At 39.5% G+C, this 13,145-nt stretch carries 9 protein-coding genes; 6 read left to right on the top strand and 3 right to left on the bottom strand.

What is annotated here, in order from left to right; genetic code table 11:
• Window positions 1-10 precede the first annotated feature (10 nt).
• Window positions 11-406, top strand: a complete 396-nt coding sequence (locus ACOV1Q_RS06585; protein WP_424493600.1) for a hypothetical protein — start codon at window positions 11-13, stop codon at window positions 404-406.
• A 143-nt stretch (window positions 407-549) separates the two neighbouring features.
• Window positions 550-1,209, top strand: a complete 660-nt coding sequence (gene upp / locus ACOV1Q_RS06580; protein WP_424493599.1) for a uracil phosphoribosyltransferase — start codon at window positions 550-552, stop codon at window positions 1,207-1,209.
• A 73-nt stretch (window positions 1,210-1,282) separates the two neighbouring features.
• On the opposite strand, the gene tamL is transcribed toward upp, so the two are convergent.
• Window positions 1,283-3,586 (bottom strand): translocation and assembly module lipoprotein TamL, encoded by a 2,304-nt coding sequence (tamL, locus tag ACOV1Q_RS06575; protein ID WP_424493598.1) that lies wholly within the window; start codon window positions 3,584-3,586, stop codon window positions 1,283-1,285.
• Window positions 3,587-3,638: 52 nt separating this feature from the next.
• A complete protein-coding gene (locus ACOV1Q_RS06570; RefSeq protein ID WP_424493597.1) occupies window positions 3,639-8,663 on the bottom strand; it encodes a translocation/assembly module TamB domain-containing protein in 5,025 nt (1,674 codons plus the stop codon).
• A gap of 410 nt (window positions 8,664-9,073) precedes the next feature.
• Between ACOV1Q_RS06570 and ACOV1Q_RS06565 the strand changes: the two genes are divergently transcribed.
• Entirely contained in the window at window positions 9,074-9,901 is an 828-nt protein-coding gene (locus tag ACOV1Q_RS06565) for an OmpA/MotB family protein (RefSeq protein WP_424493596.1), read from the top strand.
• A gap of 370 nt (window positions 9,902-10,271) precedes the next feature.
• Here the strand turns inward: ACOV1Q_RS06565 and ACOV1Q_RS06560 are convergent, their stop codons facing one another.
• Window positions 10,272-10,694 carry a DoxX family protein gene (locus tag ACOV1Q_RS06560; protein WP_424493595.1) on the bottom strand — a complete coding sequence of 141 codons (423 nt, stop codon included), beginning with the start codon at window positions 10,692-10,694 and terminating at the stop codon, window positions 10,272-10,274.
• Between the two features lie 240 nt (window positions 10,695-10,934).
• On the opposite strand from ACOV1Q_RS06560, the gene ACOV1Q_RS06555 reads away from it, so the two are divergent.
• From ACOV1Q_RS06555 to ACOV1Q_RS06545, 3 genes are all read left to right on the top strand, one after another.
• On the top strand, window positions 10,935-11,441 hold the full coding sequence (locus ACOV1Q_RS06555; protein ID WP_424493594.1) for a DUF4402 domain-containing protein: 507 nt from the start codon (window positions 10,935-10,937) through the stop codon (window positions 11,439-11,441).
• A 619-nt stretch (window positions 11,442-12,060) separates the two neighbouring features.
• On the top strand, window positions 12,061-12,558 hold the full coding sequence (locus tag ACOV1Q_RS06550) for a DUF4402 domain-containing protein (protein WP_424493593.1): 498 nt from the start codon (window positions 12,061-12,063) through the stop codon (window positions 12,556-12,558).
• Between the two features lie 85 nt (window positions 12,559-12,643).
• Window positions 12,644-13,138, top strand: coding sequence for a DUF4402 domain-containing protein (locus ACOV1Q_RS06545; protein ID WP_424493592.1), 495 nt, complete (start codon window positions 12,644-12,646; stop codon window positions 13,136-13,138).
• Window positions 13,139-13,145: the final 7 nt, after the last annotated feature.

Here is a 13,145-nt window from a genome sequence, read left to right as displayed (position 1 = left end):
ACCACAGGTTATGACAAAGAAAGAACAAATGCCAAAGGGCAACAGAGAAGAAAGAGAACAAGCTTCAAAAGATATTGATTATAATCCTGATATTACTCCTGATGACAAGAAGATCCTGAACAACCAGAGTAAGGATGAGAAAAGAGCTGATGGTGAGGATGATTATTTCAAAGACAGAGATGAGCCTATTGATTACGCCGGTGCAGACCTTGATCTCCCTGAAATGGATGATAAAAAATTCAATCAAACCCGGAATGAAGCCGACGATGTGGAAAGGAACAGAAAGCCCAAAGAATCGGCTAATTCCAATGATGATGCGCGCGAAAATACAGAAACGATTTACAAAGGAGAAAAAGCAGAAAAATATATTGACGATAAGAAGAATCCAGACGAAAATCGTCATTAAGAAATAAGCCAAGATTTATTCTAAAAAGAGCTTCAGAAAATGAAACCTATTCTGAAGCTTTTTTTTATGAGCAATATTCCAGCGGGAAAGCTTGAATAAAATGCCATTTCTGACTAACTTGGGCTCCCAAAATTTTGAGCTTTATGACCGTTCACCACCTTTCTGAAAATAATTCTGTTCTAAATACTTTTCTCGCAGAGTTGCGGGATGTTTCTGTGCAGGGGGATCGCCTCCGTTTTCGCCGAAACATTGAAAGAATAGGTGAAATTTTGGGTTATGAGCTAAGTAAAAGCTTAGAGTATCGATCAAAGGAAGTAAAAACACCTTTGGGAAAGGCTAAAATAGATCTTCCTGAGGACGAGATCGTGGTTTGCTCTATTTTAAGAGCCGGAATCCCACTTCATAACGGACTTTTAAATTACTTTGACAAAGCTGAAAATTCATTTATTTCGGCTTATCGCCACCACCCTAATGATGATGAAGAATTTGAAATCCTGGTAGAATATATTGCTTCTCCTTCCCTGGAAGGTAAAACCCTCGTTCTCGCAGATCCTATGATGGCAACAGGACGTTCTTTTGTGAATGTATTGCAAGCCCTGGAAAGATTGGGCAAACCTAAAAAGATCCATTTAGTTTCGGTAATTGGTGCGCAGGAAGGTATTGAATACGTGACTAAAAATTTCCCTGAAAATGCAACTTTATGGATCGCTACTATTGATGAAATGCTCAATGATCGTGGGTATATTGTACCTGGTCTTGGGGATGCCGGAGATCTTGCCTTTGGCCCAAAACTTCAGCATTAATTAACACCCTTAATTTCTTTAGCATCTTCAGAACATAATATAAAAGTGTCATTTTTGAATTATATTGTTTCTATTAGAATGGATAACCAATTCCGAAGTTGAATACAGGCTGGTCATATTCGAAGTTCCAGCGTTCACCTTCAGGCAACCAGGGAGTTCTAACAGGAGCCGCAAGGTCGAATCTTATCACAAAGCTCTGAATCTCCACGCGTACTCCAAAACCTACCCCAGCTCCCAGCTCCTTGAGAAAATCTGAATCAAATTTTCCTTCACTGCGGTATTCAGAATCGTCTTCAACATCATTGGCACCGTAGGTATGCCATACGTTACCTGCATCTGCAAAAACGGCGCCTTTAAAGAAAGAAAAAAGCGGAAATCTGTATTCAATATTTGCTTCCAGGCGCACATTACCAGCCTGATCAAAGTATGTATTTTGCCCGGAATCTTCAGGGTTAAAAGTACCTGGCCCAAGACCTCTTATTTTAAATGCTCTTACACTGTACGGCCCTCCTGAAAAATACTGCCTCGAGAAAGGCATGGTTTCAGAATTTCCATAAGGAATTCCGTAGCCGGCAAATAAACGGGTGGCAATTTTTTGATCTGATCCCGTCTTAAAATGATACCTGAAGTCTCCGTCAATGCGGGCATATTGCGAGTATTGTAAACCTAAGAAAGTACTGGGTTCATTTGCGCTGCCTCCCCCACTCAACAAGCCCAAAAGGTTCCCTGCGAGATCTAGGTTAGTATTAAGGAAGAACTGATGAGTATCAGACTCATCAACCATTCCATTATAAGTAAAAGAATACCTGGGACCGGCAATAAATTGCTGCTCAAAACTGTTCTCCAGATAAGGATTATTGTCCAGGACCTGTTGAAATTGTTCCGTTTTATAAATAGGATTCACATAGCTTATAGAAACGGGATCGAATTGATGCGTAATAAATCGGTTGGCACGCCATATATAACCAAAACTTCCTATAAGGGAAATCATTCTATATAAGGAAGTACGACTTAAATAATTGACTCCTGCACTTATTTTTGTCTTAGGAATAGAATATTGGAACCAGTCGTTTTTAAAATTTATGTCAAACGGGAATAACATTCTGGGAAATATAAGGTCTGCTTCCAGTCCCAATTGTGTACTGCTAAGACTTTCACCTGTAGAGCTTGCAACTTGCCATTCATACCCAAATCTTCCTGTAATATTAAGTATCTCACCCCCGTGAAAGAGGTTACGGTTAGAAAAGGTCAATGCCAATAGCGGTCCGGCAAAATCGTTGGATTTGGAAACAGCCTGTAATTCTGCCTGTAATGATCTTTTGTTTAGGGGAGAAAGAAAAATATTCGCTTCAAGAAATCCAATACTGTCTGTACTGGTAGAATCGATCTTATCATACTGAATATTTACAAATTTGTAAGCACCAATAGAGGCAAGTCTCCTGCTGGTATATTTGGAAGCTGTAGGATCGTAAAATTCTCCTTCGTCAATAAGAACATACGGATTAAGTTTGGAAGGCTTAAAGAATTCTTCTTCCTGAATAAAATATTTATTATCCAGGCGAATGGTATCTCTCTCTAGAGAATCGTTTTCTACCACATAGTTTGGATAGATATTCACCCGGGAAATTTTATATGGAACAAGGGCCGCCGGGGGAACTTCTTCCTTGATTTCTAAAAAAAGATCAAACTTTTTGTTGTTATACTGGTTGGTATCTGCCTCAAAAATGAGGAATTGCGGATTGAAATAGTAATAACCTTCCTGTTTTAACTGAGTTTCAATTCTTTCCCTTTCCTGTTTTAACTGCGACAAGTTAAACTTCATTCCCTCCTGCAGGGTGGTTTGAGTCATGGTGTTTTTAATGGCACGTTGAATTTGAAGAGAATCCCCCGGAACGATAAAATTAGCAAGTTCATAAGGTTCCATTAAATTTACAGTATAATTGGCATGAGCATGTTTTTCCTCCTCTTCTTCTACCATTGTTGAAGAGACCTGGCTATAGAAATATCCCTGGTTTTCCAGCCGGTTTAAAATGATCTCTTCTATTTGCTGAAGTTCTACCTGAGAAGCATACACCGGCTCTTCTCCTATCCTTTTGTTCAGGAATTTATTAATAAATCCCGGGTTCTCCTGTTGTGCCTTATAGTAAAAATATAATGGGATTCTCATTCCCAGCCATTTGGCATTAGGATCTGGCCGTAGAACCTGCTCTACAGATTGCCTGACTTCTTTTACATTTTCAATCCCCTCAGATTCTGTCATTTCAACGTTGGCTCCCGTATACAAAAGCTCATCTTCAGGAATAAATTTTTGTACACTGCAGCCTTGCAACAGCACAAGGATTCCGCAGAAAAGGGATATATGAGTAACTTTTTTCAATTTCAAAAATTTATGCACTTTTTGTCATTTTTAGATCCTTAATTCAGCTGCTTTAGTTCTGATTTTGCTCCTCCTCATCCTCTTCAGGAAGGGTGCCGCTGAGATTATTCCACAATTCCCGCCATTCATTAAATTCTCTGGTAAAAATAAGTGCGATACCACTTACTATTACCTGTCCTTCAATAACATTTTCAAACCTGTTCCGTCGGAAGCCTTTTAAACGCCAGCGCCCATTTTCAGTAACAAGGTATTCGATACTAACATTCCCAATTAAAGGATTGGCACCATCGGGCCGGTTACTACTACCCTGGACGTCAACTTCACTCCCAACGCTTACCACCAAACGATCGTCTAAAAAGCTTTTTTGAGCAGCTATATCTAATTGTGTCCTTTGCTGCGGACTGTCCCCTTGATAATCTGTAAAGGTGTCGAGCCCAAAATCAAGCTCAAACCCCGAATCTCCCAGCAGGTTATTAGACAGGAGATTCAATTGATCTGCCAGGGCACTGTTCAGGTTATCCCTTGCCATAGCAAGAGTTCCACCATTGCTTCCGTCACTGGTTCCTGCAGGATAAAACCGGTTGAGGACAAGGAGTGAAAAAATTTGGCGGTTGAGCTGTTGTTCCTGTTGGTTAATTTGCTGCACCATTCCATACACTTCCCCTCCTACTGCACCCTGATCATCTTCGGGCATGTCTAGCCCAAAGGTGAGTACCGGTTCCATAATTTCACCGTCTATATATAGATAGACTAAAAAGGGTAATTCCTGCCGAAACCTGTCCCGGTTTGTTGCCGAAGCTCCTGAAGTGGTAGTCGCCATAAGATCTGAAGCTGAAGTTTCAACTCTATATCTCGCAGCAACATCCAGGTTTGCGTCCAGAGGATCTCCTGCCCAGGTAACAGTACTTCCTTCCACGATCTCAAACCTTCGGTTTACAAGTCCGTAGAGATTCATTTCATAATGTCCACCGCTCAACACATATCTCCCGGTAAGCGACGTCTGGCCGCTTGGAGTAATAGCAAACCTGAGGTCCCCTTCTCCAACCACCTGAAAATTATCGCCTGTTTGCTCATCAATTACTACATTGAAGATGGCATCTTCGCTTACTGTGATTTGAGAAGTCATATCTATACCAGAAAGCGTAAAGGATTCGCCTTCTGTTTGGGTAAGAATATTATCTGGGTTTTCCCTGTTAACAAACACCACTACCCCATCCCTCTCTTCAATTCCAATTTCTGAAGGTGGAATGACATAAGTAAAGTTAGTCTCAGATCCAACATCTAAATTTAGGTTAAGGACAGGCACATTCATGTTACCAGTGAGGCTTCCATTCGCATCGAAAATTAATGTGCCGTAATAAAGGTCATTATCCTCTATAGTAGAATTTAAAGCTGTAAAATTGTTTGCTTCAAAACTTAGATCGAAGGTAGGATTTAGGAAATTTTCGGTTCCAACTTCCCCGGTAAAGCTAAGGTTATTACTATTTTGATCCTGAATTACAAAATTATCAAAATATACTCCCTCATTGTTTAGCCTCATCGTTTCATTTGGAAGCACAAAATGTGCACCCAACATGTTTATAGTAACACCTGCATCATTAAATGTTATCTCCCCCTCGTATTGAGGATCTGCAGTGGTTCCGGTAAGACTTATGCTTCCATCAAAATTACCTTCGGGTTCAGAGAGTTCCTCACTTAAAAGACCTTCCACAATAGCCAGTTCTACACGGTTCAGTAGAAGCTCAGAATTCCATTCAGCACCAGTTTCTGCAGCGATATAACTACCATCAAGATCTAGATCAATATTTTCTCCTTTTATAGCCATATCAAAATTGTACCTTTCTGTGCCTATGGCTTCTCCATCAATTGTGAGGGTACCCATGGGAACGTCCATTACCTGAAATTCATTGATTTTCAATCCTGCCAGCAAACCTGTGGAACCGTAAGGTTCTTCTATGGTGAAATTACCGTTCAACCTGCCCGATGCCAGCGGCGTTTCAGGATTGAGATAACTCAAAAAACTTGCAAGGCTGAAATTTTCAAATAGTACAGCAATATGCTCCTGTTCCATTCCCTGTTGGTTATCGGTCACTTCCATTGACTGACTATTACGCCGAAAAATAAAATCCTCAAAATTTATGGCATTCTCCGCAAATCGAATAGCATTAGTTTCTGGCACTTCCCATTTCACGCTATTCAGAATTACTTCGGAAGGATCAAGGGTAAAAATAATGGTGTCATTTTTTCCTGTAATTTCAGAGCGTACATGAACCAGATGTTCCTCTTCATAATAAGAATTGAAATCAAGGTGGAGGATATCGTCTATTACTTCCCCTTCAAACAGCGTTTTTTGAATAGCCAGAGGACCGGCATCTAAAGACTTAAAACCGAAATCGAATTCCAGGCTATCCTTTTCGGAATTTAAGTGGAAAGCCAGGCTATCAATTTCATTGCCCATATAATTTATAAATGGAGCTTCAATCGCGGCAGTAAGTTCTCTTTGTTTTTCATGAAAGTCTACCGCTATTTTCACAGTATCCATTTCTTGTAGATCAGTTATAAAGACTTCTTCCAATATTGGATTCTCTCTTATCTCTGCCCTTAATTCAAGATTTACAGGCCTGGCCACTGTATCTATAGCAGCATCATTGGTAAAGTAACTATCGTAGTGCCTTTGTAGGGCACTGGCAAAAGAAGCAGGATCTGTATTGGAACGAAGGTGGAGGTTCAGGATTTGATTATCTACATTAACCGCAGTAGAATCTGGTCGCACCCTGGCAGAAACGGCAAAATCTCCCAGCAGGTAGGAATCATTGTCATACACGGCAACTCCCTGGTTAATTTCTGCATTCACGTCAAACTCTTCTGCATTTCCTCGAAAGGATCCAAAGAGTTCAAGAGCCACTCTAATATCCTTTTGGGCCAGCCCTAGTGCCTGCAGGTTTGCTCCTACAACATCAAGATCAAAATTAACCTGTGGAGCCACAGAATCCAGGATTACCACGCTTTCCAGGCTCATATTAAGATTATCATCTTTATATTCTAAACCTATTGGACCTTCCCCATCTTCAATTTCTCCTGCAATTCGAAGGTTTTTTATACGGTATTCATTATACATAAAGCTGGTGACAGTGGCGTCTAAGGTAGCGTCAAGAGTATTGATATTTTCTCCTTTTCCGGTTGCGCTAAGGTTCATGTTAAGATTGCCAAGCTGCTCATTTTGGAGGATGCTGCCCAGTGCGAGATTTGAAACATCAAGATCTGCTTCAAAAGCGATTCCTTCGGTTCCTGAATAGCTGGCATCCAATAGAAATTGCCCTGCAGTGGATTCCAGATTTGCTTCTGCATCTATCGCATCTGGCGAACCGCTTACATCTGCAGTTAGAGTGAATTCCTCCGGAAGATTGATGCTCAGCTGTTCTTGATCAACGAAACTCCTCACATCCCCTTTTTGGGAAACCATTCTTATCCTGGGAAAGTCAAATTGAAGATTTTCGGGTTCTGTAACGTTTTGAATACTTCCTCTGGCTGCTAGAGAGGTAGATGCTCCCCAGTTCACATTGGCCTGAGATATTTGTAAAGATGCCAAAGTTCCTTCTGCTCGTATTTCTCCATAAATGGGTTTCTTGCTGAGGGTGACCAGGTATTCATTGGACCTTAAATCTGGCTGAAGCAAGAAAAGGTCACTTACATCTACATTAAATTCTGAAATATTAGCTTCAATATTCGAGTTCTGCGGATTTTCCATAAGATCCTCCATAGAATTATAACGAATATCCAGGTTTCCTTCTATAATGTTGCTGTTCAATTCTACCAGCAGGTCATCTACAATAAAACTGGTGTTATCTATACCGGCTTCCAAGCTAAAATTCCGCAGGTTAATCCCGCTTTCTTCTGAAAAATTAAAATCATTGATATCTGCTCCTGCCGTTTGGTTTCTTAGGTAAAGATTTTGGGCCGCTAGGTTCACCTCCCGGAATTGCATTGCTTCGGGATTGAAAATTCCGGCTTCAGGCGTAGCGTCACCGGTAATATACGTAATCCTGTTATCGCTGAAGTCTATATTTGCCACTTCTACTTTCCACTCCGGCCATTGAAAACCTTGAGAAGTTGTGGTAGAATCTATTTCATTGTCCTGTGGTACCTGAGAGGAAGGACTGGTCTTCAAATAAACTTCAGAATCATTTAGTTGTAATTCTCCAATATCCACCACCTGTTGAGCGAGATCTATTTGGGGAATTTCTATAAAAAATTCCTGAAGGTCAATCCTGGCCTGCATTCCTGTGGGTTCAGATTCATAATTGGCCAAGACCTTATTAATACTCAATTCTTCAAGACGCAGAACAGGCATTGGTGATTCTTCCTCACTGGGAGTTTGAGGAACCGGCGTTTGCTTCAAGTTTATGACAGCCTTAGAGAGAGAACTTTCTGAAGCATGAAAAATCATGTTTTCAAGATCGGTTTCTTCCATTTCAATGTGGAAGTTACCAAACTTGAATCTACTATCAATCCCGGTAACTTCGTCGTCATAGACCACATCAAAATCAGAAAGATCTATGGTTCCCAGCGTAATTTGCATTCCGCCGGAAGTGGTATCCTGCGCCGTCTGGGTAGCAGTAGTGTCGGCCGCTGCCAGGGCTTCCATAAGGAAAGAAAAGTTGAATCCGTTGATGGTATCCTGCCGGGTAATGTTGGCACGAACGCCACTCCATTCCACCGAAGTTACAGCGATTCCGTTACCGCGAATTATTGGCCATAGTGGAATCCCAGCCTCAAATTTATCTGAATATAGCAGTGTGTCCCCCTGTTTATCCTCCAGGTACAATTGGTCGATAAAAATATTTCCGGAAAAAGTAATGAAAAGCCTATCGACCTCTATTTTAGTATTTGTTTTATCTGAAATAGAGGAAATCAACTGATTTTTAATGATATTCTGGCCCCATGGGCTTCTCACAAAAAGAAGTAAAAGAATAACAAATATGAACAGACCCAGCAGTATTCGACCAAAAATTCTGAGGCCTCTGTATTTCTTTTTCTTCTTTTTCCCTTCTTCTTTCTTTTGTCCTTTATCTTCCAAATTATCTCAACAATGCTTAGGCCTCAAATTTATTGCTTATAAGAGAGAATAAGAAGCCAAACTTTTACTTATTTTTCTGCTAACCTCCTAATATTCTGTTAAATCAATGCAGGAGCAACAAGAGATTAAACTCATTGCACTTTGCAACAAAAAATCTAAAATTTTCACTTTCAAATCCTTAAGGAGACAAATGAATATCCAGGGCTCTATGAATAGATTATTTATTGTTTGAATGAAAAATACTTCAAAAAAAGCTCTCTTATTATGATTTTATTGGGAATGATCGTCGAATTCTGATAATCTTCCGTTAAAATGAAAGTTTCGAGAAATCGTTTTATATAACTTCGAATGTTATAATCGTTTTACAAAGGAACTCAAAAAATGAGTTTTTAAAACCAAAATTTAATACTATGAAACGAACATTGACAGTAACAGTGTTGGCAGCAGCAATGCTCACCTCATGTGTTTCTAAAAAGAAATATGTTGCTTTAGAGGAGGATTACAACAACACCCGAAGTAATCTTCAACAATCTCAAATGGAAAAAGAGCAACTAGAAGAGCGGCTTGGTGCCATTGAAGAACGGGTTTCAGATTACAATGCCAGGATCAATTCTCTCAGGGATGAGAACAACCAGATGTTGGAAATGAATGATCTTACGGCCATGTCTCGCGCCAACAAGGAGAAAATGCGTCAGACTTTAACAAAGGTTGACCCTGCAAAACTACAAGGGGCGCAAAGCCTTGAAGACTCTATAAATGTTGCAGTTGCTTATAATCTTGAGCAGGAAATTTCAGGTGGGGCAAGTGAAGATATCCAAATTTCGGTTGATAAAACCGTGGTAATGATTGACGTTTCAGATCAACTCTTGTTTAGAAGCGGTAGTCACAGAGTAAGCAGAGATGCCTATCCTCTACTGGAACAAATTGCCGAGGTCGCAAAATCTGAGCCTACTATGGAAATTATGGTAGAGGGACATACAGATGACCAGACGTTTGTTGAAAGCTCCTATATACAGGACAACTGGGAATTAAGTGTGCGAAGAGCAACATCTATTGTACGGTTGTTACAAGACAGGTTTGATGTAGATCCTGCTAAATTAATTGCAGCAGGACGTAGTAGTTATGACCCTGTGGCAGATAATGAAACTGCAGAAAACAGAGCTAAGAACCGCCGTACCAGAATTGTGATTATTCCTAATCTTGATGAATTCCTGGCCATGCTGGATTCAGAGCAATAGAATACACTTTTCTAAATATTCAAAAAGGGCAAAATTCTTCGGGATTTTGCCCTTTTAATTTAGTGGAAGGAATAACAGTTAATCCCACTGTACAATCTTTGAAAAGATGACGCTCTTTATTTATGGTTTCTATCTACGTCATCTTCTGTAAGTTCTTCTATGCAATTAGATCTTTCCATAGTTGGCAACACCATCTACTTTTGAAAGGGTGCCTCCCTTAACTTCAAAGTACTTTATTTTACTTGAAGAAGAAAGATCAAAGACATTTCACCATGGTTACTTTCTTCTGAAAAAAGAATCTTTGGTAAACACTTTTGAAGATTTTCAAAATTACTTTCAGAAAGTAACTCAGAAAAGTGTCAAAAATGTTTTATTTTTTCCTTCTTCTTAAGAAATAATGATCAAGAGAATATTTTCCACTGCCGGTAAATAGAAGGAGAATGTATCCAGCCAGGTACAATAAAGGAAGTTCCTGCCGGGCAAAACCATCGGGCATGTGAACAATAAGTGCGGCAACCGCCATGGTTATGATGAGGGCAATAGCAGCGAGCCTTGTGCCCAGCCCAATTATGATTAAAACAGAACATAGAAATTCCGCAAAAACAGTAAGTGCAAAGCTGCTCGTCTCTCCTAAACCTATGGGGTTGGCAAATCTGATCTCTTCACTTCCAAAAAACCGAATCAGTTTGGGAATCCCGTGAGTAAGCATAAGAGATGAAATTGCGATTCTAAAGAATAAGAGACCAAAATCCACTTTTTGAAGATCCAGAATGGTAGCGTAAGATTTATTCATGTTAAAAGGTTTTGGCTATGAAGATAAGAAACTATTTTCTTAGTGGAATGCACGATTCCATTTTAGGGAAGTAATTCCTTTATTCCTCAATGTAAACCAAGCTTTTTTTTAGTTGTATCGTTAAAAAATTTTAAGGTGTCAGATCTACAAAATAATTTTGTGCATTTCATCGATTATTTATGTATTTTATCGATTTAGTGAAATCTTTTTCTATATTTGTAATCAAATGATAAACTGAATTTGAAACAAGCTGGCTCCATATTATTTTTCTTCCTAAGCATGTTCTTTGCGATGGGAACAAATGCTCAGACCAGTGCTTCGGCTAGTTTTACTGCTTCGGCAACTATTATCCAGCCCATAGGGATCACAACAACCTCTAATATGAATTTTGCAAATCTTGATGCAAAATCTGGTGGAGCGGTAATTCTTACACCCGATAATACCCGTTTTAGTACAGGTGATGTTGCCCTGGCCAATAATTCAAATGTATCTGCTGCAGCTTTTGAAGTAACCGGGGAAGCCGGTTTTGCTTTTTCAATAAGTTTACCAGAAAATGAGTACGTTCTTTCAAATGGCACTGAAAATATGATCATAAAGGATTTTACAAGTAGCTTGGCGGAGGGCGGTACGCTGGCGGGAGGCTCAAAAACCGTTAGAGTTGGAGCTACTTTAAAGGTAAATCCCAATCAAACACCCGGAGTATATAATAGTCCGAACCCTTTGAGCGTAACCGTAAATTACAACTAGAACAAATCTTTAGTTCGTAGATTGCTAAAACTTGTCATCCATATTTCTTAAAATTTTCTAAACAGACGTTCTTCATCGTTTATTTCGTAGCTGTAACGAATAAATTTTTCTCTTTCCTACATTTCCATCACATTTGGAACTGAATCTTCTACCCTACTATCCAGATTCATAACTCTATTCTTCAAATCATTAAAATAAAGGAAATGAAAAAAACATCTGAGCGTATAGCTAAATCAGTGGGTAGAAAAAGTTCTTATGCAGGGATTATCATTATATCGGCAGTTCTGGTACAGGTCGTCATTGATATCATTTATTCCGGTCAACTTTAGGCATTTTCCGGACAGTTTATAAATTCATTTTTTAATAGCCCTACCGTAGGCCTTATCTGCTAGTTGCCGAGATAATTTGGAACTATTTATCTTTCTCTTTTTCGGGGATGGATTTTAACCTGCACATTTACAGGGGATGGAATCTTAATATTTTCAAAATTTGTGCATTTCAACGAATTTCCGGTAGCCTTATCGAGTTTTTTTGTAGGGATTTTCTTTAGGGCATATGTTTGCAGTGTTAAATAATAACAAACCCAAATTAAATAATTAGATCCCCTAAACCTACAAACATGAAAAAAATTACATTTATTTTATTCGCTCTTATTACTGGAACTACTTTTGCTCAGAATAGCTCTAATGCATCAGCCGAGGTAAACGCGGAAATTGTAAGTCCTTTGAAAATTACATCTAGTGGTGCTTTAAACTTTGGAAAAATTGCTTCTACCACTTCTGCAGGAGATGTAACTGTTACTCCTGGAAACTCAAGAACAATTGGTAAGGATATGATCGTGCCTGGAAATACTACCACTACAGTCCCAACTTTTACAGTAACAAAGGAAGAAGGACTTACATATAAAGTCGTAACCGGTTCTGAGATATTAAAAATACAAGGTGGAGATGAAGATGACGCTGCGACAATTAAAATTAAAGATATTACTACTAGCCTTGAATCCAACTCTGGACAATCTGACGATACCTTCACTATGGGGGGGACATTGGAAATAGCTGCCGAGCAAGCACCTGGAAATTACCAAGGCAAAGTATCAGTAACTGTCTCATACGAATAATTCATACACACAAAGCTTACAACGCCGCCCCTTGTGGCGGCGTTTTTATTGATTAGAATTAATTTGTTTAATTTATTACTGCCAAATGCATAGGTTCATCCTTATTTTAGTTGCGATGTTCTTTTCTGGTGAGGTCTTTGCGCAGGCATCCGCTACTGCTACCGTGACAAGTCGGGCGACGGTGATTGATCCTATTAAGATCGACAAAACGGTCGATCTTGACTTCGGAAATGTCGTGAGTGCTTATACCCCCGGCACCGTCATTCTTACCCCAGATGGCTCAAGAATTGTGCAGGGTGTACATATCTCCAGTTCTTTTCCAGGGACGGTGAATCCGGCAGCCGCCATTGTTACCCATGGCAATAATAACTACTCTATTACCCTTCCGGAATCTTTTACTCTATACAATCAGGAGGATCCAAATCAGAAACTAATAATTGATCAATTTTCTGTACAACCGGAAGAAGGAACAGTTTCCGATGTCATAAAAATTGGTGCAACTTTAAACCTGGAAGCAAATCAATTATCAGGTTTCTACACCAATTCTTCCGGCTTTAATGTGACGGTTACCTATAATTAAATTTTCA

The organism is Salinimicrobium maris, assembly GCF_049680855.1.
In the GTDB taxonomy this organism is placed as follows: Bacteria; Bacteroidota; Bacteroidia; order Flavobacteriales; family Flavobacteriaceae; genus Salinimicrobium.
This window is presented reverse-complemented; position numbering and strand designations above follow the sequence as displayed.